The organism is Paenibacillus endophyticus (assembly GCF_014192395.1).
GTDB classification, from domain to species: domain Bacteria; phylum Bacillota; class Bacilli; order Paenibacillales; family Paenibacillaceae; genus Pristimantibacillus; species Pristimantibacillus endophyticus.
The window spans coordinates 1-24,048 of sequence record NZ_JACHXW010000011.1 but is presented as its reverse complement, the minus strand read 5'-3'; the positions used below and the strand labels follow the sequence as shown (position 1 = coordinate 24,048).

At 49.7% G+C, this 24,048-nt stretch carries 19 protein-coding genes and 1 other annotated feature; of the genes, 14 read left to right on the top strand and 5 right to left on the bottom strand.

Annotated features, from left to right (window positions below; genetic code table 11):
• Window positions 1-327 precede the first annotated feature (327 nt).
• The 6 genes from FHS16_RS17900 (at window position 328) to tyrS (ending at window position 10,986) form a co-directional block, all read left to right on the top strand.
• Complete coding sequence (locus tag FHS16_RS17900; RefSeq protein ID WP_183565444.1) at window positions 328-4,014, top strand: S-layer homology domain-containing protein; 3,687 nt, start codon at window positions 328-330, stop codon at window positions 4,012-4,014.
• Window positions 4,015-4,169: 155 nt separating this feature from the next.
• Window positions 4,170-5,567 carry a threonine synthase gene (gene thrC / locus FHS16_RS17895; protein WP_183565441.1) on the top strand — a complete coding sequence of 466 codons (1,398 nt, stop codon included), beginning with the start codon at window positions 4,170-4,172 and terminating at the stop codon, window positions 5,565-5,567.
• 203 nt (window positions 5,568-5,770) lie between these two features.
• Entirely contained in the window at window positions 5,771-6,259 is a 489-nt protein-coding gene (locus FHS16_RS17890) for an SRPBCC family protein (RefSeq protein WP_183565438.1), read from the top strand.
• A gap of 54 nt (window positions 6,260-6,313) precedes the next feature.
• Window positions 6,314-6,567, top strand: a binding site (T-box leader).
• An 83-nt stretch (window positions 6,568-6,650) separates the two neighbouring features.
• Window positions 6,651-8,330, top strand: coding sequence for a glutamine--tRNA ligase/YqeY domain fusion protein (locus FHS16_RS17885; RefSeq protein WP_183565435.1), 1,680 nt, complete (start codon window positions 6,651-6,653; stop codon window positions 8,328-8,330).
• 229 nt (window positions 8,331-8,559) lie between these two features.
• Window positions 8,560-9,618: a hypothetical protein gene (locus FHS16_RS17880; protein WP_183565432.1), complete on the top strand. Its 1,059-nt coding sequence runs from the start codon at window positions 8,560-8,562 to the stop codon at window positions 9,616-9,618.
• A 78-nt stretch (window positions 9,619-9,696) separates the two neighbouring features.
• Entirely contained in the window at window positions 9,697-10,986 is a 1,290-nt protein-coding gene (gene tyrS, locus FHS16_RS17875) for a tyrosine--tRNA ligase (RefSeq protein WP_183565429.1), read from the top strand.
• A gap of 57 nt (window positions 10,987-11,043) precedes the next feature.
• Here the strand turns inward: tyrS and FHS16_RS17870 are convergent, their stop codons facing one another.
• From FHS16_RS17870 to FHS16_RS17855, 4 genes are all read right to left on the bottom strand, one after another.
• On the bottom strand, window positions 11,044-12,240 hold the full coding sequence (locus tag FHS16_RS17870; RefSeq protein ID WP_183565426.1) for an MFS transporter: 1,197 nt from the start codon (window positions 12,238-12,240) through the stop codon (window positions 11,044-11,046).
• Between the two features lie 71 nt (window positions 12,241-12,311).
• Window positions 12,312-12,593, bottom strand: coding sequence for an ArsR/SmtB family transcription factor (locus FHS16_RS17865; protein ID WP_183565423.1), 282 nt, complete (start codon window positions 12,591-12,593; stop codon window positions 12,312-12,314).
• A gap of 143 nt (window positions 12,594-12,736) precedes the next feature.
• A complete protein-coding gene (locus tag FHS16_RS17860) occupies window positions 12,737-13,714 on the bottom strand; it encodes a phosphotransferase (RefSeq protein WP_183565420.1) in 978 nt (325 codons plus the stop codon).
• A 260-nt stretch (window positions 13,715-13,974) separates the two neighbouring features.
• Window positions 13,975-15,057 (bottom strand): branched-chain amino acid aminotransferase, encoded by a 1,083-nt coding sequence (locus tag FHS16_RS17855; protein ID WP_183565416.1) that lies wholly within the window; start codon window positions 15,055-15,057, stop codon window positions 13,975-13,977.
• A 119-nt stretch (window positions 15,058-15,176) separates the two neighbouring features.
• On the opposite strand from FHS16_RS17855, the gene FHS16_RS17850 reads away from it, so the two are divergent.
• The 5 genes from FHS16_RS17850 to rnhA all read left to right on the top strand — a co-directional run bounded on the left by FHS16_RS17850 (window position 15,177) and on the right by rnhA (window position 19,551).
• On the top strand, window positions 15,177-16,085 hold the full coding sequence (locus FHS16_RS17850) for a LysR family transcriptional regulator (protein ID WP_183565414.1): 909 nt from the start codon (window positions 15,177-15,179) through the stop codon (window positions 16,083-16,085).
• Between the two features lie 2 nt (window positions 16,086-16,087).
• A complete protein-coding gene (locus FHS16_RS17845; RefSeq protein ID WP_183565411.1) occupies window positions 16,088-17,452 on the top strand; it encodes a UTP--glucose-1-phosphate uridylyltransferase in 1,365 nt (454 codons plus the stop codon).
• Between the two features lie 142 nt (window positions 17,453-17,594).
• On the top strand, window positions 17,595-17,741 hold the full coding sequence (locus FHS16_RS31475; RefSeq protein ID WP_221226396.1) for a hypothetical protein: 147 nt from the start codon (window positions 17,595-17,597) through the stop codon (window positions 17,739-17,741).
• A gap of 151 nt (window positions 17,742-17,892) precedes the next feature.
• Window positions 17,893-18,654, top strand: coding sequence for a methylenetetrahydrofolate reductase (locus FHS16_RS17840; protein ID WP_183565408.1), 762 nt, complete (start codon window positions 17,893-17,895; stop codon window positions 18,652-18,654).
• A gap of 240 nt (window positions 18,655-18,894) precedes the next feature.
• On the top strand, window positions 18,895-19,551 hold the full coding sequence (gene rnhA / locus FHS16_RS17835; protein ID WP_183565405.1) for a ribonuclease H: 657 nt from the start codon (window positions 18,895-18,897) through the stop codon (window positions 19,549-19,551).
• Window positions 19,552-19,777: 226 nt separating this feature from the next.
• On the opposite strand, the gene FHS16_RS17830 is transcribed toward rnhA, so the two are convergent.
• Window positions 19,778-20,644, bottom strand: a complete 867-nt coding sequence (locus FHS16_RS17830) for an AraC family transcriptional regulator (protein WP_183565402.1) — start codon at window positions 20,642-20,644, stop codon at window positions 19,778-19,780.
• A 142-nt stretch (window positions 20,645-20,786) separates the two neighbouring features.
• Here FHS16_RS17830 and FHS16_RS17825 point away from each other — a divergent pair, with 142 nt between their 5' ends.
• The 3 genes from FHS16_RS17825 to FHS16_RS17815 are packed head-to-tail and all read left to right on the top strand — an operon-like array spanning window position 20,787 to window position 23,609.
• On the top strand, window positions 20,787-21,845 hold the full coding sequence (locus tag FHS16_RS17825; RefSeq protein WP_183565399.1) for a Gfo/Idh/MocA family protein: 1,059 nt from the start codon (window positions 20,787-20,789) through the stop codon (window positions 21,843-21,845).
• On the top strand, window positions 21,842-22,699 hold the full coding sequence (locus FHS16_RS17820; RefSeq protein ID WP_183565396.1) for a sugar phosphate isomerase/epimerase family protein: 858 nt from the start codon (window positions 21,842-21,844) through the stop codon (window positions 22,697-22,699). Before FHS16_RS17825 ends, FHS16_RS17820 begins: the two co-directional genes overlap by 4 nt.
• Before the next feature lie 19 nt (window positions 22,700-22,718).
• Window positions 22,719-23,609, top strand: coding sequence for a sugar phosphate isomerase/epimerase family protein (locus FHS16_RS17815; protein ID WP_183565393.1), 891 nt, complete (start codon window positions 22,719-22,721; stop codon window positions 23,607-23,609).
• Window positions 23,610-24,048 lie beyond the last annotated feature (439 nt).

The window sequence follows — 24,048 nt, the reverse complement described above, 5'->3', positions numbered from 1 at the left end:
CTTTTTGCTGTACAGGGAGCTTTATGGTTTTCAATATTATTCGGGTTTGGGACGCGCGGGATCATGCGGCTATCTTCAAGCGAATACGTGCGGATTTGCCCTCGCCTGGATGTGAACAGCGTTTTTTGGTTTGTGAATATATCGTACCTGAGTGAACATTATGGCGCTTCGGGAGCTGAGATATGACGTATTCTCGGGAGTTCACCCTCGTTCGCATTGTTCAGTTGAATCGCTGTTTCATCTTCGTTATCATTCGTGATGACGTTCAACAGCCAATGTGAAAGCGCAATCAATACGAGCGATCAAAAGGTCGAAGGAGGAATACGATTGTTTAAAAAGAAGAAATGGCTGTCCTTGGCGTTATGCTGCTCCCTACTCGCTTCCTTTCTATCATCATGGGTGCCTGCGTATGCAGATAACGATGAAAAGGGTACATCGACAGCCATAGCCGCTGATTTCACGGATCAGGAGTTGAAAGATAACGACTACATTCTTTATTACGTCAATGCGGGGGATCAGACGCCAGCTACCGTGGAAGGCACGGATAAACTCGGTCTCTACAGCTCCGTGACGGAGCAGGTATACGGGATTGATCCCGTCACTTCCAAAGCATGGGGCTTGGTTACGGCAACAAGCGGAACGAATGTGCGCGACGCATCGACCAAATCGGGCTCCGTAAGATACTATAACGGCACACAGGTGAGAGATAAAGCGTTGGCCTATGATTTTGAGCTGCCAGCGGGTGAATACGACGTAACGTTCGGCTTCAACAATCCGTGGAGCGGACGCAGCGTTAATCTTCTGGTGGAAGGAAATAACGTTTCAGGCGGAGACTTGGCGATTGGCGCGGAAGGTGCCGAGAAGGCAGTTACATACAGGAAGCTTGCCATAACGGACGGACAGCTGAATGTACGCATTCAAGGGCCAGCGACTGCTGCGCTTAGCAATTATAACGATCCGCTTATTAGTTATTTAATCATTAGAAAGAACATTACCATACCGCTATCTGAATTGGATAATCAGATCACTGCTGCCGAAGCGGAATTGGCGAATACGGCATACACGACTTACAGTCTGGCTGAGCTGAGCCGGGTTATTCAGGAAAGCAAGACGCTGAAGCAGACGCTGGCGGGAAGCAATGCCGACGTGACGGAGCCTGCTGTTCAGGAGCAAATCATTACAGCAATTGCGGCTCTGAAAAAGGCGGCAGCTGAGCTTGTGATCAACGCGCCTAACGTTTCCTTTAAGCCAGGTGCGGTGTGGCGGGATACGAACGGTGCGCTCATTCAAGCACATGGAGCAGGCATGATGTACGACGAGGAAACCGAAACCTATTACTGGTATGGCGAGGATAAAACCTTCGGTTATTTGCCTGCCAGAGGCGTAAGGGTCTACTCGTCCAAGGATTTGTACAATTGGGTGGATCATGGACTTGCGCTGACAGCGATCGAATCTGCGGATGATTTTGTTAATGATCCGCTTATCTCTGCACTGTATGCGGACCGTACGGATAAAGCAGATATTCTGAACGATATCGGCACAGATCGGATTATTGAGCGTCCGAAGGTGATCTACAACGATTTGACGAAAAAATACGTCATGTGGATGCACACGGATGGCCCAAGCGCGACTTCAACAGCCAACTACGCGAAAGCGGAAGCGGGCTATGCGCTTAGCGATTCGCCGCTGGGACCGTTCGTCTATCAGAGAAGCGATCGAATGGATCAAGCGCCTGCAGGCGCAACCGATGATGGCCAGCCAAGCCAGCCGGGAATGGCTCGCGATATGACGTTGTTCAAAGACGATGACGGCACAGGGTACTTGGTTTATTCGAGCGAGGAAAACCTGACGATCTACATCTCCAAGCTCAATGAATCCTATACGGATGTCGTCGGATGGCATAAGGATGGCAACGCCGAGCGTGATACGCAGTATAAAGCGGTGCATGGCGTCGATTATGTACGTGTATTCCCGCTTGCCCAGCGCGAGGCTCCGGCTTTGTTCAAATACCAAGGCAAGTATTATATGATAACGTCCGGCGCAACTGGCTGGGCTCCTAATGTAGGCAAGTATACGGTTGCTGACGATATTATGGGACCTTGGAAGACGATGCGCGACGTAGCGCCGGGAAGCGCTACGACCTTCGGCTCGCAAAGCACGCAGGTCATTGCGGTTGATGCAGCTGCTGGCAAATTCATTTATATGGGAGACCGTTGGAATCAGAATGATCTGGCTAATTCCAGGTACATCTGGCTGCCAATCGAATTCGGCCAAAATGATGAAATCGCGCTCCGATGGCAAGACGAGTGGACGCTAGAGCAACTGGAAGGAATGGGCAAGGTGACGGTTAATACGGTGCTGCCAACAAGCACGGTAATTGGCAAAGCTCCTGTATTCCCGAGCACGGTCAATGTGACGATGTCAGACGGAACGGTTAAGGATACGCCAATTGCTTGGAATGTAAGCGCGGAGTCTTTCCAAAAGCCAGGCACCGTACGCGTCAGCGGTACGCTTACGGAGCTGGCGAATAAGAAAGTCGAGCATCAGCTTTACGTTATCCCAGAGAGCAGCGCGTATTTCGTAAACGCAGGCGGCGCGGCAACCGCGGACTACTTGGATATGATTGCGCTTATGGGAGCGGGGAAAGTACTGAACGGAGAAACGATCGACCAGAAATATGATCCGGAGAACAGTCAAACCTGGGGCTATATCGGGGATAACACGCTGACCTCCGGTACGAGCAGCGGCGATATATTCAGCTCCCTTAGGTATCTGAAAGCGAATGCAGGGGATGATCTTGCCTATCGCTTTGATCTAGAGAACGGCGGCTACGATGTATATGTCGGCCTTTATGATCCGTGGTCTCAATATTCAAACGGCAAACGGATTGCAGACATTATTGTGAATGGGGAAGTCAAAACAAGCGGGTATGTCTTTACGGCAGCAACCGATGTGCTCAGCTACGCTGATGTAGCCATTGCGGATGGAAAGCTTGATCTTACCGTACATCGTTCGGCGAATGCAGGCACGTCCAGCTCGGATCCTCAAATCAGCTGGATTGTCGTGGCGAAGAGCCTAGGTATTCGCGTCACAGGCGTTTCCATCGACAAATCCGAGCTTACGCTTAAGGAAGGAGAGCAGGAACAGCTAACCGCGACGATCGCGCCACTCGACGCGGCCAATCAAGCGGTTACATGGTCAAGCTCGAATGACGCTGTTGCGTCAGTAAGCGACGCAGGCATGGTCACTGCGGCATCGAATGGGGCGGCGGTTATTACCGCAACTTCGGTAGACGGGGCGCATATGGCAACAGCCGCAGTAACCGTAGAGAAAGAGGAAGAGACAGGCGGAGAGGCGACGCCAACGCCAACGCCGACACCAGATGCAACCGCATCGCCAACGCCAGACACAGTCACATCACCAACGCCGGCATCACCGTCTGTGTCTAGCCCAAGCCCAAGCGCAAGCCCAGAACCAAAACCGGTGTTCTCGGATACCGAAGGGCACTGGGCAACCGCGGCTATCAACAAGCTTGCCGATAAAAATATACTGGGAGGTTTCCCAGACGGCAGCTTCAAGCCGGATAAGCAGATGAGCAGAGCGGAGTTCATGGCTGTTATGTACAGATTGCTCGATCTGGACACCGCAGCAGGTGATTCAAGCTTCGGCGATATTCCGGCAGCGGCTTGGTATAGCAAGTACGTTAAAGGATTATATGAAGCGGGAGTGGTAACGGGATTCCAGGACGGCAGCTTTAAGCCTAATCTGGAGATGACGAGGGAGGAAGCCTTTGTAATCTTGTACCGTGCGCTCGGGGAGCAATTAACCGAGACGACGGGAACAAGCCCGCAAGCCTATACCGATCTGCCGGGCGTATCCAGCTGGGCGAAGGAAGCAGTCGAGGCATTGACGAAGGCCGGTATTATAGCAGGCTATGAGGATGGAACGATCCGGCCTAAGGATAAGATTACCCGTGCCGAAATCGCGACGATTGCAGCAAATGTTATAAAATGACAAAACAACGAAAGGCATCCTGTATTTCTGGGTGCATTTCGTTTATTTTTGACCCATAAAAATGATATACTGTGGTGAAAAGAATCGATTATTATGGAAAACGATGATATGATTTGAATAACGATAATGGTGCGCATGTAGGAGGCTATTTACAAATGGAGTACATTAGTACAAGAGGCAATGTTGGCAAAATCGGATTTATCGATGCGTTTATGATGGGCCTTGGCAATGACGGAGGCCTGCTCGTTCCGAACGAGATCCCCGTTATTTCGGCTGAAACCTTAAAGGAATGGCAGGAGCTAAGCTATCAAGAGCTTGTACTTGCTATATTCTCGTATTATACGAATGGGGAAATACCGGAGCAGGATTTGAAGGACATGGTGTACGCGAGCTATTCAACCTTCCGCGATCCGGAAGTAACGCCGGTACGCAAGCTGAAGGATGATCTTTATTTGCTGGAGCTGTTCCACGGGCCAACCTTCGCATTCAAAGACATCGCCCTGCAATTCATGGGCCAGCTGTACACTTACGTAGCAGCTAAGCAGAATAAGAAAATCCATATTCTCGGAGCTACCTCCGGCGATACGGGAGCTTCGGCCATTGAGGGCGTTAAAGGCAAGGATGGCATTAAAATTTGCATCCTTCACCCGCATGGCAAGGTCAGCAAGGTGCAGGAGCTTCAAATGACGACGGTTCAGGAAGACAACGTACTGAATTTGTCCGTAGACGGCAACTTCGACGATTGCCAGCGCATGATCAAGGATTTGTTCGCAGATCTTGATTTTAAAGCGACGAACCAGCTTGCGGCGATTAACTCCATTAACTTTGTGCGCATATTGGCACAGACCGTTTATTATTTCTATGCCTATTTCCAAGTGGTGAAGCAGACCGACGCGAAGCAAGTGAACTTCAGCGTGCCAACCGGCAATTTCGGCGATATTTTTGCAGGTTATTTGGCGAAGCGCATGGGGCTTCCTGTTGGCAAGCTGATCCTTGCAACCAATGAGAACAATATTTTGGAGCGCTTCATACTGGAAGGCGTGTACAAGCCGGGAGATTTTCGCAGCACGTACAGCCCGTCGATGGATATTCAAGTGGCGAGCAACTTCGAGCGCTACCTGTATTATGTGCTAGGCGAGGATGCCGCACAAATTCGGACGCTGATGGAGCAGTTCAAAGCAGAGGGGCAAATCGTGATCGCCGGCGAAGCGCTAAGCAAGGTGCAGGCGGAGTTTGGCGCGCATGGCGTACAAGGCCAAGAATGCTTAAGCACCATTAAGAAATACAAAGCGGATAGCGGCTATTTGCTTGATCCTCACTCAGCCTGCGGCGTTGCCGCGGCTGACAAATACGGCGACGGCTCGGAAATTACCGTGTCGCTTGCAACCGCGCATCCTGCGAAGTTCAATGAAGCGATCGAGCTTTGCGGCATCGAGCAGACGTTTCCTGAACAGATCGCGTCGCTATTCCACAAAGAGCAGCGCCAGACGCGCGTAGATGGATCGCTGGCTGCGGTTGTCAGCCAGCTGGAAGCATTCTATAACGCTAATTAAGAAATGGATAAAGAAGCTGCAGTTGAAGGATCGATCTTTCAGCTGCAGCTTTTTGGCTTGGTCCGCGGGAGCTCGAATAGCGAGCAATGCTCCGATTCTCTTTATCATTTGAAACGGTTTATTTTCTATCTTATACTAGTTGATATGGTTATTCATGGATTTTTTTGCTTCTAAATGCGGGATGAAGGAGGAGGAGTAGGGTTATGCTTGCAACAATCACACAAGCAGCGGAGGGGTATGAGGTTCGATTCGAACGCCATATCAAGCATTCGGCTGAGCATGTATGGGCATGGCTGACGGAAAACGACAAGCTGGTGCAATGGTTTTCGGAGCTTCGCGTTCAGGATTTGCGCGAGGGCGGAGTGATTACGTTCGATATGCAGGATGGAAGCTTTGAAGAGCTTGCGATTCTGGAGCTTAAGGATCAGGAAGTGCTTGCTTTTACATGGGACAAGGATCAGGTTCGTTTCGAATTGATACAAGAGACTGACGGCTGCCGATTAGTTCTGGTGGAGAAGCTTCACATGATTACGGCACATACGCCGAGAGACATTGCTGGTTGGGATGTGTGCTTGGATATCATTCAATCGCTCGTGGAGGGCAGCGCTTCCCCAAACCGCAAGGACAGCTGGCAAATCAAGTATGATCAGTACGTTCAAGCTTTCGCAGCGATAACTCGGGAACAGCCTTAATAGGGCTGAGCCCATTGCGGAATCCGTTCGGATTTGTTAACCTATATCAAATATGAAAAGGCGATGACGAGAAGAGTAAATAAGACCGTTCTTTCACAGAGAGCTCCGGCAGCTGAAAAGGAGCAAGGAATGTTTTATTGAAACAAGTCTCTGAGCCTCACACCGGAACCTCTGCGAGGGGATGCTGTGACGGGAGCTCCTGTTATAGAGCTAGAGTATAAGCATCCATAGATGCCGTACTTGAAGAGGTTAATATGGCGACATATTAATGAACCTGGGGTGGTACCGCGACAAATTTCGCCCCCAAGACGAGAGGTCTTGGGGGTGGAATTTTTTTTATTTTCGCAGGTGATTTATGATCGGCCATTAGCCTAACTATGGAGGTTTTGCGATGAGCAGGGACAACGAAATTGCTGCTGAGCATTTTTTGGACAAAATCATAATCGAAGACAGGGAAGCAGGGCTATTCAGCCGCGTCATGTGCACGCGCTTTCCGCCTGAGCCGAATGGCTATCTGCATATCGGGAGCGCGTATGCGATTCACACGAACTTTACCATCGCTCATAAATATAACGGAAATTTCCATTTGCGCTTTGATGATACGAACCCGCTGAAGGAGGATATCAAATATGTGAATGCGATAATCGAGGACATCGAGTGGCTGGGCTATAGTCCGAAGGGGCATGTCTATTATGGTTCAGATTACTCGGACGAGATTTATGAAGCAGCCGTCGCGTTGATCAAGAAAGGGAAGGCATTCGTATGCGATTTGTCGCCGGAGGAGATGACCGACTATCGCGGGACGCTGACAGTGGGGGGCAAGAACAGTCCGTTCCGGGAGCGCGGGGTTGAAGAAAACCTGCAATTGTTCGCTGGCATGAAAAACGGGGAGCATAAGGCGGCCTCCAAGGTGCTGAGAGCGAAGATTGACATGAGCGCTCCGAACATGAACCTCAGAGACCCCGTTATCTACCGCATCATTCATGCAGAGCATTATCGGAGCGGCAGCAAATGGTGCATTTACCCGATGTATGATTTTGCCCATCCGATTCAGGACGCGATCGAAGGCATTACCTATTCGTTATGTTCGAGCGAGTTCAAGGACCATCGCCCATTGTACGAGTGGGTGCTTCAAGAGCTTGCGGTCAACGAGCCGCCAAAGCAAAGGGAATTCGGAAGGCTCAATCTAACGGGCGTCGTGACGAGCAAACGTTATTTGAGGCAGCTGGTTGAAGGGGGCTTCGTAGACGGCTGGGATGATCCAAGGCTGCCGACGATTCGGGGCTTAAGAAGAAGAGGCTTCACTCCGGAGAGCATCAGAAGCTTCATCGAAGGAATAGGAATGATCCGCACGCAAAGCTCGGTTGATATTGCCATGCTGGAGCATGCGGCAAGGCAGGATTTGAAACCCGCGGTTAAAGGCTATATGGCCGTAATCGACCCGCTAAAGGTCGTGATCACGAATTATCCGAAGGGGAAAACAGAACTTCTTTCGATACCCAGCAACAGCGAAAACGAAGCACTGGGAAGTCGGGAGGTACCCTTCTCGCGGGATCTGTATCTAGAGCGGGAGGACTTTATGGAGCAGCCCTCCAAAGGCTTTCACCGTTTAACGCTAGGTACGGAAGTGAGACTGATTGGCGCTTATTTCATCCGTTGCGACGAAATCGTCAAGGATGAGGCAACAGGAGCGATCATCGAGCTTCGATGCACGTATGATCCTCAAACCAAAAGCGGATCAGGCTTCGCGGGACGGAAGGTAAAGGGAACGGTTCACTGGGTGTCTGCTCCGCATGCAGCCGCAGCCGACATTCATTTGTACGATCGATTGCTCCTCGATGAAGAGGGACCGAAGGACGAAGCATTCGACTGGGTCCGTGCAGTTAACCCGCAATCGCTGCTTGTCATGCGGAACTGCATGCTGGAGCCCGCCGCGGCGCTTAATCAAGCGGAGGACAAATGCCAGTTTGTCAGGCATGGCTATTTTTGCGTAGACAGCAAGCATGCGGCAGACGGCAAACTTGTGTTCAACCGGATCGTAGCCTTGAAGGACAGCTGGCGCAAACCATAAAACAACAACAGGAATCCCCCTGCGTATCCTATGAATGGTGCCGCTGGGGGATTGGTTTTATCGTCTATTATGTCTGGATTTTATTTGGTCCATTTCGCAGCTCTGTTAAAAGCGGAATGGAGAAAAATACCGCAACGTATGCCAAAGAGTGCGCGAAATGCTAAAATAAAAGGATGGAGCTGCCATCGCGCTAGTCATCATACCAATCACAATGAATGGGAGGGACGGCATGCTGCGAATACGGATTCCGGCTATTTTTATAGCGGCTATACTGATGCTGCTTATAGGACCTGCAACAGCCGGCGCCAATGGCGGACCCCTTTATGAACCTGCGGAAGGATACGGTTTGCTGCAGCTGGATGAGCATTCGAAGGTCAGCTTGGTTCAGGAGAAGGTGCTGTTCAAAATCGGCAAAAGCGTTAACGACTATATGGGTCAGGCCGACATTACAGTTTCTTACGAGCTGCACAATAAATCGAATGAGCGGAAGGACATTCGGGTATTGTTTTTGACACCTTCCAAAGAAGCGCTCACTGTTACAGAAAGCGGAGAGCAGGTTGCTGTGAGCCTCGCGCATGAAGCTAAGCCTGCCAATTGGCAAGCAGCGGTAACGGATACGGTAACAGATCCGGTTAGCGGGAAAGCAATTAGGTTGAATCAGGGATGGATAGGCAATCAAGCGCCTGTGGGTACGCAGTTTCCACTTTCCTTCGGTCCTGACGAAACGAAACATATCGTTATTCAGTATGCGGAGGGCGGAGGTCTTTACGAGAAGGGTATTATCCATAAAATACGCTCCCACCAGTATTATTTGACGCCTGCCGAGTTTTGGGAGGGGGAGCCAAATGTAGAACTTGAGGTGCAGCTGTATGCAGCGGGAGCTAAGCTGCATTCGAATCTTCCGATGGAGAAGTCGAGCAGCACCGTATACAAAGCTTCGTTCCGCAGGCTGCCAAGCGAGGATTGGTATTTTTCTTACGTTTTCTCAAGCAGGCTGCTATTTCCAACCAATATCGAGTCGGAGCATAATCTGTTGACGCTCGGAACTGCAGTCATACTGGCGACATTTGCAGCATGCTTAGCGCTGTTATTACGCAAAAGCTATATTTTCACGATAAGCATGCTTGGGATTTTGGCGTTTACGGTGTATTATATTTCAAGGATGGGCGGTTATCCGTTTAATTTCATTTTTGTGGCCTTAACCGATATTTTGGTAGGTGTGTCCTTGGTCATCTGTGATGTTTTCATTAGAAAATCGATTCGCAGGCGCAGGCTAGGCGGCACTTAGATTTAACCGCGAACGGCGAACCTACGGCCTTATTGGGGCTTGACGCTAGCTGGATGAAACCATAGAGGAGAGAGCTGTATGACAAAAGAAAAAGCAGTAGTTAATCAAGACGATCTTTTGGCGGATCTGGAGTACAGGGGATTGGTACAGCAATTCACGAACCGCGAGGAATTACATAAAAAGCTGGCAAGCGAGCGCGTCGTGCTGTACTGCGGCTTTGACCCGACGGCGGACAGCTTGCATATCGGAAGCTTGCTTCCGATTCTATGCTTGCGGCGCTTCCAGCAGGCGGGCCATATCCCGCTCGCGCTGGTAGGCGGCGGGACTGGTCTGATCGGTGATCCAAGCGGACGCTCTTCGGAGCGGTCGCTTAACACGTCGGATACCGTAGCGCAGTGGACGGAGAGTCTAAAGCGCCAGCTTTCGAGGTTCCTAAACTTCGATGCTGCCGACAATGCTGCCAAGCTGGTGAGCAACTACGACTGGATTGCACCGCTGGACGTGATCACTTTTCTGCGTGACGTTGGCAAAAACTTTACGGTGAACTATATGCTCGCCAAGGATTCCGTTGATTCCCGCTTGTCATCAGGCATCTCCTTCACCGAGTTCAGCTATATGATTCTGCAAGCCTACGACTTCCACAAGCTTCATCAGGAGCATGGCTGCGCTTTGCAAATTGGCGGCAGCGATCAATGGGGCAACATAACTGCCGGGCTCGACCTTATTGGCAAAATGGGCGGCGGAGATGCTTACGGCATGACGATGCCGCTTGTAACCAAAAGCGACGGTAAAAAGTTTGGCAAATCCGAATCCGGTGCGATTTGGCTGGACCGTTCAAAAACATCGGCCTACCAGTTTTATCAATTTTGGATAAACACGGAGGATAACGATACGATTAAGTTTTTGAAATATTTCACGTTCCTCTCGCGTTCGGAAATCGAAGCATTGGAGCAGGAGCTTGAGGCTCATCCGGAAAAACGCGTGGCGCAGCGCGAGCTCGCGCGCGAGATTACTCGCCTAGTACACGGCCAAGAAGCGCTGGACAGCGCGGAGAAAATTACGCAGGCTTTCTTCTCGGGGGATGTTAATCAGCTGAGCGAAGCGGAATTGATCGAAGCGCTGCAGGACATGCCTACGACGGTCATAAACGGCCGGGACGAGCTAACGCTGATGGATCTGCTGATTGAATCTGGAGCAGCGCCATCTCGCCGCCAAGCGAAGCAGGATATTACGAGCGGCTCGATTTCGATAAACGGAGCCAAGCAGACAGATGCCGAAGCCGTAATTGGCACAGGAGACAAGCTGCATAGCAAATATGTCGTGCTTCGGCGCGGCAAAAAAAATTACTTCTTTGTTCGCTTTGAATAGGATAAAGACAAACAAGCAGGCCGCCTATGATGGGCGGCCTGCTTGTTTGTTGCTGCATTACTTGGCTGGAACCACTACTGTGCGCTCCAATTCTTTGCGTCGGGAGCGAGAGTGGGAAACCCCGAAAAATGTGGCTGCTGTTGCAGCGGCAAGTATGACGCCTGTTGCTCCGATCCAAGTGATTGAGGTGAGCGAGGCTTGCTCGACGATTACGCCGCCTAGACCTGCGCCTGCAGCCATGCCCAGCTGAAGAACAGAGCTGTTCAAGCTAAGCATGATGCCGGATGCTTCCGGAGCGAGTGACATCAGGTGATACTGCTGCGTTGGGCCGGATGACCAAGCCGTGAACGCCCATAGCATCAGAAGCGGGAAGACGATGACCTGCGATTGCCCAGCAAATGAGAGCAGAACGAGTGCAACGGTATGGAATAGCATTCCGCTGACGAGCGTTCGCGGAGCCCCCCATTTGTCCGTACTGAATCCGCCGATTTTGGAACCGATGAGGCTCGCGATGCCGAATGCGAATAATCCGATGCTGACGCCTTGTTCGGTAAGCTTGGTGACGGTTAATAAAAAAGGCGAGATGTACGTATATACGATAGAGTAACCGCCGATCCATAAGAAGGTTACGGTTAAGGCGATGGCGATTTTCGGCTGCTTCAGAAGGGACAACTGTTTGCGAATTGGAACGGGCGCTTCACCGTCGGATTGCGGAATGGAAGTGACGATAATCAGCATTGCCAGAAGTCCAAGCAAACCGATTGCTCCGAAGATAAGCTTCCAATCGTAAACGGAAGCGGCCAGCCTGCCGAGCGGAACGCCAATAATTAAAGCGGTGCTGAAGCCCATAACGAGCGTCGCAATCGCGCTGCCTTGCTTGCCTGCGGGAGCAAGCTTTGATGCGACGGTTAATGCGGTGACGACAAAGACACCTGTGCTGAGCGCTAGTACAATCCGGGATACGATCAGGAATGCAAAACCAGGCAGTAAAACGGCGATTAAGTTGCCGACAGCGAATACGCCAAGCGAGTAGAGTAGCAGGCTGCGCCGTTCCATGCGTGCGGTAACCGCCATGAGGATCGGGGTGCCGAATGCATAGGCGAGCGAGAACACGGTAATTAATTGCCCAGCTGCTGATACCGAAACGCCGACGTCAGAGGCAACCTTATCTAGAATGCCGGCAATAATAAATTCAGAAGTTCCAACCAGAAAGCTGATAATTGCCAGCATGTAAATTTTCCAAGCGTTAGACATACAGATTTTGCTCCCTTCTCCACTCCAATAATTTTATATTTCTAAATATATAGAAATAGTAGACAAAAAAATTACTCCAACAAATAAGGCGCGTATTTCTTCGCCAATTCGCGGTTCACACTGTAGTAGATATACGTTCCGTCCTTGCGGAGATTGAGCAGTCCGCATTCCGTCAATTGCTTCAAGTGATGAGAAAGAGTGGAGCCTGCTACGGATTCAAGCTTGGAGCCGATATCGGAGCAGCACAAATTTCTCTCTTCTGTGAGCAGCAGAGCGATTTTGAGACGAGTAGGCTCGCCAAGCGCTTTATAGACTTTAACGGCTTCGCGTACGTTCGCATGATCTTCTGACATGGCGGCTTCACCTTTTTCTACGATTGTTATTTCTATATGCGTAGAAATAAGATAGCATACCTTTTTTATAAAGTAAACAGGCGATTCAAAATAGAAGGTGGGATGGAGCAAACACAGGATAGCTTCGATTTGCTCCGGTAAGACTAAAGCTGATGCTTTTCCACCCATGCGTACAGAAACTTCAGCTTTCCATCAAAATATCCATCGTCCTGCCATGCACCCCAAACCGGGCTTCGACCGGTATGCAAGCCCATCAGCCATATTTGCCTGACTGCGACAAAAGCGGGAATCATGGCCAGATCCTGCTCGTTCATAGTCCGTTCCTCCAAATATGCTTTCAGAAAGGCATCCCAGCAGGCGTCCTCGAAGCTGCCTACCTGCCTGCCGTGCACGCGGTCCCATAGAAAAACAGACAAGTCATAGGAACGCCAGCCCATCCCGCAGCAGTCAAAGTCAAAATGGGTGAGGCTGCCGTCATCGCGATGAAACACATTCCACCCATGCAGATCGCCGTGGCAAATTCCCCAGTCATAGGATGCAAGCGAAGCGGTTTCGAGAGTCGACCTTAGCCGCAAAGCGATGTCCTGCACGAGCTTCACGTCAGAGGGGCGATGCCGCAGGAAAGGAAGCAGCTGTTGCAGCGGCTCGTCAAGCAAATGAGAGGCATCGAGCGCGAACCGCTCATAAGCCGGCACATACTGATCCATGGCATAATGCAAGTGTGCGACGGCACGGCCATAAGAGCTGCTTGATTCCAAGTCGACCTTCCCAATCCCTTCGGCAAAAGTGAAAAGCGCAGCATAACGGAAGCCTTCCGGAGCATTCAGCTTGGTAATCAGTTCTCCATCGATTCGGAGCAGCGGCCGGGCTACGGGCATATCCCAGCTGGCTAGAAAGGACAGCAGCTCCAGCTCGAATCGGACTTCAGCCTCGCTGCGCCAAGCATGCTTATAGATGCGCAGAATAAATGTACCGACAGTAGTCTCGACCTCGTAAGTATCGTTCAAGCCGTTCAGGATAAAGCGACTGCGCAGCGGCGTCCCGATATCATACCTCGCGGCTATCCCTTGGAAGAGCTCTTCTTTCTGAAAAACCGTATGCACAGCCGTAATGTTCAGCATGTCTAATCCATCCCTTATTCGATTCAGTACGTTTATCCTAACGGAAACGCAGGCCAAATGGGATAGATTAAATGGATATAATTGTTTTTTACTGGAGACCGCATAGATTTGTCAGCCGAAACGGAAGCTTTTATTTGCAGTAGACAGCTTTTATTGGGAAGAACAACGATCAGTTAGCTGTATCTAGGGGGAAGCTTTTGAACATAAGCAAAAGCCAGCAGCGCGGGCTGCTGGCTTTCCTATTTGTTCTGCGTGTGGGTTTATACGTTTACCGGCGTCGCTTCAACCATCCAGCCAAGCGGGTCTTCCAGCTTGCCCATTTGGATACCAGTCAGCGTATCATATAGCTTTTTGGAAAGCTCGCCTGTCTTCCCGTCATTAATAATGAGGACGTCATCCTGCCAGTTCAGCTCGCCGATTGGTGAAATTACGGCCGCTGTTCCCGTGCCGAAGGCCTCTTCGAGCTCGCCGTTTTGACTTGCTTTATACAGCTCTTCAATCGTAATCGGACGCTCTATCACTTCAATGTTCCAATGCTTAAGCAGCTGAATAATTGAATTTCGAGTGACTCCATCCAAAATACTGCCATTCAGCGCTGGCGTGTGTACGACGCCTTTCAGCTTGAAGAAAACGTTCATGCTGCCGACTTCCTCGATGTATTTGCGATGTACGCCGTCGAGCCAGAGGACCTGAGAATATCCTTTTTCTTTGGCGATCTCTTGCGCCTTCAAGCCAGCGGCATAATTGCCTGCCGTCTTGGCTTCGCCAACGCCGCCTTTGACGGAGCGGACGTATTCAGACTCGACGAAGATTTTGACAGGGTTCACGCCTTCCGTATAGTAAGCGCCTACTGGCGACATGATGATGATAAATTGATAGTGCGTAGACGGTGCTACACCAAGCTGCGGCTGTGTCGCAATAATGAATGGGCGGATATACAGCGATGTGCTTGGTGCTGTTGGGATCCAGTCCTTGTCGACGGATATAAGCTGCTTCAAGGCTTCAATGACGACATCTACATTCAGCTCTGGTACGCTGAGACGCTCGTTGGAGCGATTCATTCTTTGTATGTTTTTATGAGGCCTGAACAGAAGGACACGGCCGTCATCCGTTTTATACGCTTTCAAGCCCTCGAATATCGTTTGTCCATAGTGGAACACCTTAGCGGCAGGGTCTAGCACGATCGGTTGGTAAGGCTGGATGCGGGGCTTATGCCAGCCGTTGTCTGTCGAATAATCCATAATAAACATATGATCCGTGAAATGATTGCCGAATCCTAGCTGATCTGCTGCTGGCTGCTGTTTCTTATTGCTCGTTAATTCGATTTCCAATGATTGAAGCAAATGGCCCATCTCCCTTTAATGATCGATAATTGAATGCTAACACTACATGCGATATATTTAAAATATCTATTTTATTGAAGGTCCATACCTTTTGGGTATAGATGAACGGAGTGATCGATTTGGACATGCGTCAGCTGAAATACTTCTTAACTATAGCACAAGAAGGACAGGTTACGCGCGCTGCCAAGCTGCTCAATATGGAGCAGCCTCCGCTGAGCCGCCAGCTAAAGCTGATGGAAGAGGAGCTTGGCGTCAAACTGTTCGAACGTAACGGAAAGGGGCTTTTACTTACCGACGCGGGAGCGCTGCTTAAACAGAAGGCGGAATCGCTGCTGCTGCAGTTCGACGAATCCCTTCGTGAGGTGAAGGGACTCGACGAAGGGATCAGCGGCGTGCTGTCCATCGGGTCTGTCGTTTCGTGTATATCTTTGCTGCCGAAGCGAATCGAGCTGTTTAGGGAGAAGTATCCCCAGGTCACGTTCAAAATATCGGAGGGCGATCACTTTTACTTAGGCGATAAGCTCGAGAAACGGGCGATTGACCTCATCGTCGCTAGGCTGCCGTTTGAGGCGCAGAAGCACCCTCAGCAGTATTCAATTCTGCCTTTGCCGTCAGATCCATTCGTGGCCGTTATTCCAAGCTCGTGGTCAGCGTATGAGGGAAAGGAATCATTATGCATGAAGGAGCTCGCGCATTTTCCGTTTCTTACGCTGAAGACGGACCGGACGACGCGCATGCATGAGCAAGTGGTCAATGAATGCAAGCGCCACGGATTCGAGCCTAATATTATATGCGAGTGTTCCAGTGTTGCAATTATTATGTCGCTTATTGCAGGAGGGATTGGAGCAACCGTATTTCCGAAATCGGTTATGTCCTCGTTCCCGAGTACCGTCGTCAAAATGCTCGCAATCGAGGATGCTCATTTTCAATCAGATGTCGGGATCCTTTGGCTGAAGGATCATTATCTGCCGCAGCGGGCGCAGCAGTTTATTGAAAGCTTCCGTATGGCGTCATATGAGGGGGAATAGGTGTGGGGCTTAACATAGAACAAGTGAGATCATTGCTGCTGGCAAATAACCAGGAGCATGTTCTCGACAGGCTAGAGCGATTAAAGGGACCTGCAAAGGATAAGCTTGTCGCCCAGCTAGGGAATATTGATTTTGATGCATTATTCCGAGCCATTCATATACATACAGGCTTAAGTAAGAAGCGCAATGAACGAATGGAGCCGATTCCCTATGTGAATGAGACAGATATCGGCGAACAGGAACAGCACGCTCTTATCGAGCAGGGCTGGTCGCTCCTGCGCACAGGAAAAGTGGGTGCTGTCGTTGTGGCTGGCGGGCAAGGGAGCCGACTAGGTCATGAAGGTCCTAAGGGTACGCTGGATATCGGGCTCCCTTCAGGGAAATCATTGTTCCAGCTGCAAGCCGAACGGCTGCTCAACCTATCTAATCGGGCAGGAAAGCCTATTCCTTGGTATATCATGACAAGCCCGGAGAATCACGCAGTTACGGAAATGTTTTTTCATGCCGCAGACTGTTTTGGCTATCCGCCCGAAGATGTTTTTTTCTTTCAGCAACAAACAATGCCGGTGCTTGATCACAATTGGAAGCTGATTTTTGCAGCCGAAGATGAGCTTTTGGTTGCGCCAAGCGGCCATGGAGAGTGTTTTGCTTCTTTGGGCAAATCGGGAGCAATCGACGATATGAAGCGAAGAGGCTTGGAGTGGGTGTTCTATTACAACGTGGATAATGCGCTGATTAAGATAGCTGACCCCGCCTTTATCGGATTGGCCGTCTCGCATTCAAACCCCATTGCGACCAAGGTGATCGAAAAGACGGATTCCGAAGAGAAAATTGGAATTGTATGCTTGAAGAACGGCCGCCCTGCCGTAGTGGAATATAGCGAGATTCAAGAAGACATAAAAAAATTGAGCGATAAGGCTGGGCGATTATTTTATAATCTCGGGCATATATCCATTCATCTATTCAAGCTGGACTTTATTGAGCGGCATGCTGATGCGGACCTCGATTATCATATCGCTTCTAAAAAAATGGCATACATAGACAAGAACGGAAGCTTGGTTAAGCCATCCGAGCCGAATGCGTATAAGCTTGAACGGTTTATATTCGATCTTTTCCCCCGAGCATCTGGATTGACGGTGCTCAAAACGAAGCGTGAGGAGGAATTTGCGCCGGTCAAAAATAAGGGCGGAGAAGACAGCCCGCAAAACGCGCGTCGCCTCGTACTCGATCAGCATCGGAGCTGGCTTAAGGCAGCAGGAATTGCTGCAGAGGAGCTGAATGATCACGAAGTCGAAATCTCGCCGCTGCGGTCCTTTTCAGGCGAAGGACTGCATGAATACAAGGCCAGTGACCGTGCGTCACAATAATCATGATGCGGAGACAGCGAAAGCTGTCTTTTTTTGCTGATATGAGAGGGAATTGTATACAATGGGAACATATGTTTGCTGATATGGACGATGAAAGGTTGCCGGTCAATCATTCATCACAAGTGGGAAAGGAGATGGTTAGATGTATGCATCAGGCTTGATTTCCAGTGATCTCTTACATCAGCAATTGGACGAGCATTGCCGCTTGCTGGCACATTCCGGTTACTTGAACGGCAGCGGCCTTCGAATTAAGAAAAAAATAATGATAGCTTTCTTTACATATCCTTAGCGGAGTATATATAAAAAATAATGATAGCTTACTTTTAATATCCTTATTGGTAATTTGAATTAAAATTCGATATTATGAATTATTATACATTACATTCAGAGTGGCTTTTTTATGCGGCTTTTATCATATTCGTAAGCAAGGAGTTCATGCAGTGAGAATTTCATTAGAGTTGGTACCGAGAGATTCAGAAGGCTTGAAAGCGGAGCTTCAATTGATAAAAACAGAGTTTCCGGCAATTAATACGATTAATATCCCGGATTTGACGAGGTTTGACCTTAGAAGCTGGGAAGCCTCGCGTTTATCGAAATCGTATTACAGGGATTGCATCCCGCATATTAGAGCGATGGACTTTGATGCGGGACGGCCTTTTGATTTAATCGAATACTTGGATAAGCATCACATTTCCGAGGTTCTGATCGTTACAGGGGACGAGCCGCAAAACAGTACCAAGCAAGTATACCCGACGACCTGCATTGACATGGTTACGAAGCTGAAGCGGGAGCATCCGCATTTGAAGATTTATTCGGCGATTGATCCTTATCGAACCAGCATTCGCAAGGAATACGAATATGTGCAGCAAAAGCTTGACGCTGGCGTAGACGGATTTTTTTCTCAGCCCTTTTTTGATCTGCGGCTTATGGAGCTTTACGCGGACATACTGGAAGGAACGGACATCTTCTGGGGCGTGTCTCCTGTCGTTTCCGAGACATCGAAGCGATATTGGGAGAAACGAAATCATGTGGTATTTCCTAAAAATTTCGAGCCGACCTTGGATTGGAATATTGCGTTCTCGAAGGAGGCGCTGGCCTATACACAGGAAACGAACAGCAGCCTGTATTTCATGCCGATCAAAGTGGATCTACAAGACTATTTCAACGGTATATTCGGTGAGGTTCTCGTTAAAAACGCATAGATACCAAGATACTTATCAGGCAGCCGCCATGCAGCGGTTGCCTGATTTTATTTGGTCGGGAGCTTAGACCACATATGTTGTTCAATTATGATAAAATTCATAAAGGGATTTCTATGATGAATAGAGAAATCTGATGGAGTCGGCCTTTGGATTGGAAGGTAGCGGTCACTTCAAACTAATGGATAATGGCAGGACCTTGTTCGCGCTGGTCTGCTTATCATAAAGGTGGGTATATGCAAAATGGCAAAAGGGAAATTTTATGTCGTGTGGGTTGGCAAAAAAACGGGCGTATTCACAACGTGGGCAGAATGCCAAGCGCAGGTCAGCGGTGTGAAGGATGCAAAATTCAAATCGTATGAATCCAAGCTCGCCGCGGACACAGCCTTCAAGGATGGCTGGCAGAAGCATTGGGGAAGCGGAAAGGCTGTCGCACCGGCACAGTCCGGAAGCAGCGTAAAACAAACCGTGATGTTGGAAGCAGCAGCGGCATCTATCGATTACGACAGTATATCGGTAGACGTAGGGACGAGAGGAAACCCCGGGCCAGTTGAGTATAAGGGCGTTGACACGCAGACGGGCGATATTTTGTTCTATGTGGGTCCGATTCAGAACGGGACGAACAATCTGGGCGAGTTCATTGCTATCGTTCATGCGCTTAGGTATTTGAAGGAGAAGGGCAGCAAACAGACTGTCTATACGGACTCGAGAACAGCGCTAAGCTGGCTTCGCAACAAGAAGGTAGCTTCAACCTTGAAGAGGGACGCGTCTACCTCGAAGATCTGGGAGCTGACGGATGATGCAGTGAGGTGGATCCAGACGAATACGTATCCGAATAAGGTTGTGAAATGGAATACGGAAGAGTGGGGCGAGATCAAAGCGGATTTTGGACGGAAATAGTCCTATCGCCGGAGCGATTCAGCGCTGAGCAAGGAGCAGGCATTTAGAAAAAAATAGCCCCATCGCCGGAGCAATTCAATGCTGAGCAAGGAACAGACATTTAGAAAAATAAATAGCCCCATCGCCGGAGCGATTCAATACCGAGCAAGGAGCAGGCATTTAGAAAATGAGTTAGCTTTCTCGTCGATGCGATTCAACAATGTGCAAGGAGCAGGTTTACGGAAAATTAGTTTCCCCGAAGCGAGGACGGGGAAACTTTTTTGTGTTTTTTGAACGTGCGGCTGAAGTAGTAGATATCATTGAACCCAGTTGCTACGGCAATCTCGGATACGGTGAGCGGGCTATGGCGCAGCAAATAGTCGGCCTGTCCGAGGCGAGTGGTTGTTATATACTCCGTTACCGTATGGCCGCTAAGCTCTTTGAATAAGCGGCTGAAATGGTAGCGGCTCAAATTAGCCATAGCTGCAAGCATGTCAACAGACAGCTCTTCTTTGTAGTGCTGCTCGATGTGCTGGAAGACCGGCGCGAAGCGCTCGATGTTTTTCATACGCTCGGCGTACTCGTCCTGTGTGAGCACGGTGGCGACATGTCCGCGAAGGAGAAGGGTCAGCAAACGGTACAATTCCGACTTGATCGCCAGCTCATAGCCGAACTCGCGGTGCTCCAGCTCATTCACGATAGCAAGCATGCAGGAGGACACCTTGCTGTCGTCCCCGATGTAATTTTGCAGCAGCAGCCTATTTTGAATAATCGGCGTGATGAACTTCGTTTCGGCGGCGTCTACCGACTGGCTGTGCAGCAGCGATATGTCGGCGATCAGCGCATAGTAATACAAATCTGGCGATAGGCTTGTTCCATAATGGAGCTCATTGCTGTTAACGACGATTAAATCGCCTGCGGATGCCGTCATCGTAGTGGATCCGCATTCAATAGAAGCTTCTCCGGCAACGATATAGAGAAACTCAAGATGCTCGTGAAAATGATGCGGAAATATGACTACGCCTTGCTCTTTAAAGGCGGTGCGGTGCAGTTTAATGGGGAAATGGGGATCCGGCATGTCCATGGGCTCGCGCAACGCTTCGAATTTCTCCATTCTCATCCTCCTCCTTGCTTCCGATAGCACAATTGTACAAACAAACCGCACAGCTTTACATGGAGTTGCACGTTGAAACCATTATAATACGAAAGTATAGACACGCAAAACCTACGAAACGATATTAAAGGAGAGATTAGCAATGCAACCGATACAAATCGCAGTTATTGGAACGGGCTCTATCTCATCACTTCATCTAGATGCATATACGAAAAATGCGAATGCCAATCTTTACGCAGTATGCGATTTAAATGAGGGAAGAGCACGGGCAGCTGCCGAGAAATACGGTGCCGAGAAGGTATATACCGATTATCGCGAGCTTCTGGCAGATCCGGTCATAGATGCGGTGAGCATCTGTACGTGGAATAATACACATGCGGAAATCAGTATTGCAGCACTTGAGGCTGGCAAACATGTGCTAGTCGAAAAACCGCTATGCAAAACGGTTGAGGATGCGCTTAACGTGCAGGAGGCCGTAGAAAAATCAGGCAAGCTGCTGCAGGTCGGTTTTGTGCGCCGCTATGACACGAACGCGCAGCTGCTGCGCGCGATGGCAGATCGCGGAGAGTTCGGCGAGATTTATTTTGCCAAAGCATCTACACTTAGAAGACTTGGCAACCCCGGCGGCTGGTTCTCGGACATCGAGCGCTCGGGCGGCGGACCGCTTATCGATATTGGCGTTCATGTCATTGATCTTTGTTGGTATATGATGGGGCGGCCGCGTCCGGTATCCGTCAGCGCGAATACATACCACAAGCTTGGCAACCGCTCGAATGTGAAAAATTTAAGCTTCTATCAAGCGGCGGATTATGATGCGGAGAAAAATACGGTTGAGGATATGGCTAACGCGCTTATTCGTTTCGAGAACGGCGCATCGCTGCTCGTAGACGTAAGCTTCACGCTGCATGCGAAGTCGAATGAAACTTCCGTTAAGCTTTACGGTGAAAAAGGCGGCTTCGAGATCGATCCGGAAACCGTTATCGTAACGGAGCAGAACGACACGATTCTGAATATCTATCCGCAAACGGACAGCAAAGGCTTTGAGTTTAATAGCGCTTTTCAGAACGAAATCAATCATTTTATAGATTGCGTAACAACGGGCAAGCAGCCGCTTAGCCCTGTGGAGGACGGCGTAGAGATTATGAAAATATTGGTCGGCATTTATGAATCGGCCGCGAAAGGGGCGGAAGTGCGTCTATGAAAATAGGAATTAGTACGTATAGCTTATACGGTGCCCTCAAAAGCGGAGAAATGACGATTCAGGACGTTATTGTATTTATTGCCTCGATTGGCGGCGAGCATGCCGAGATTGTGCCTCTGGGTTTTAATCTAACCGATAATCCGGAGCTGATCGAAGCAATCAAGAAGCAGGCAAAGGAAAGCGGCATTGAGCTGTCTAACTATGCCGTAGGAGCGAATTTCTCAGGCCTCGATGATGAGCAATTTGAGCTTGAAATTGCCCGTTTGAAGCGGGAAGTCGATATAGCGGCGGCGCTTGGCGTGAAAAAAATGCGTCATGACGTAGCCTCGTCATCAAACTTGTCCATATCCAACTTCTTGATGGAGCTGCCAAGGCTGGCGAAAGCCTGTCAGATTATCGCGGATTATGCGGCTCCGCTAGGCATTACGACCAGCGTAGAGAACCACGGCTTTTACATTCAAGACAGCGACCGCGTTCAAGCGCTTATTGAAATTGTGGATCGCCCGAATTTTAGGACAACGCTTGATGTCGGCAACTTCTTGTGCGTGGATGAGAACCCGTATGCAGCGGTATTGAATAATATCGGCCTTGCATCGATGGTGCACATTAAGGATTTCTACTATCGTCCGGCTACGGACAATCCTGGCGAAGGCTGGTTCAAGTCGAAGAGCGGCAATTGGCTGCGCGGCGCCATTGTAGGACATGGCGATATTGCGATCCCTCAGGTACTCGGCCTCGTGAAGGACAGCGGCTACGATGATTTTATTTCCATTGAATTCGAAGGTTTAGAAGATTGCCGCCTGGGAACGAGACTCGGCTTTGAATTCGTAAAACGAGTGTGGAACGAACTATAATCGGAGGAGCGATGAGGAAATGACTTTGCCTATTATTACGAATAAGATTGGTGTCATCGTGGACAGCTTTCAGCTTGGCGTGAAGGAAGGTTTGCTGAAAGCAAAGCAGGTTGGCGCAGACGGCGTACAGATGTATGCGGTGCATGGTGAGTTGGATCCTGCTAATCTCTCGAGTGCGGCGCGCAAGGAATGGAAATCTTATATAGGCGGCCTTGGCCTCGATATTTCGGCTTTGGTTGGCGATTTGGGCGGGCACGGCTTTCAGGACCCTGCCCAGAACGAAGCGAAAATCGACAAGTCCAAACGGATCATGGAGCTAGGCATGGAGCTTGGAACAAACATCATAACGACTCATATTGGAATCGTGCCAAGCGACCAGAATAGCCGTGTATACGAAACGATGCATGTGGCTTGCGAAGAGCTGGCACGATTCGCGAACGACATGAACGCGTATTTCGCAATCGAAACAGGACCGGAAACCTCCGAGCATTTGAAGACATTTCTGGACGGGCTCGGTACAAAAGGCGTAGCCGTGAACTTCGACCCGGCTAATATGGTCATGGTAACAGGAGATGATCCGGTTCAAGGCGTGTATACGCTGAAGGACTATATCGTTCATACGCATGCGAAGGATGGCGTAAAGCTTGGTCATGTCGACCCGCGTGACGTATACGGCGATTACGGCTATGAAGTGACGCTTGATCACGATCAGATCGCTGTCATGGCTGAATCAGGCTCGGCGTTTCGCGAGGTTCCGCTCGGTGATGGCGGCGTAGATTGGCCATCGTATCTGCGAGCGCTGCAGGAAATCGGCTACGGCGGATATTTAACAATTGAACGCGAGGTCGGCACGAATCCAGAGGCGGATATTATCAAAGCCGTTCAGTTCTTGAAAGGCTTCCGCGCATAAATAACGCATAGAACACAGAACCCCCTACTCTTCCGGCGGAAGGTAGGGGGTTCTGTGTTACCCCACGCTTTAATACTCTAGAACAAAACGTTGTTACTCTATTGCAGCCGGGGAACATACAAGTGTTTTTGAATTTTTGAAGTAGCTTTGAGTAGCTCAGCTTGGTACGAGCTATCGTGGAAGCTACGCTGCAGAAAGTGCAATAGAAATCTCACATGTGCTACCACTTGAGGGGCTACATTGTACAAAGTACAACGAAAACCGGGAATTCTGCTGAAACAAACTAGAATCTGCTGATTACATTGCAGAAACTGCAATGTAGAGTGGGTGATGGCGATCTAAATGGTCATTCTACTGCAGAAACTGCAACGTAGGGCAGATGTTACTTGGTGAGACGGGTTACCTAGTATGGCCTGAGCTAACGTGGAAGTTATGCTGC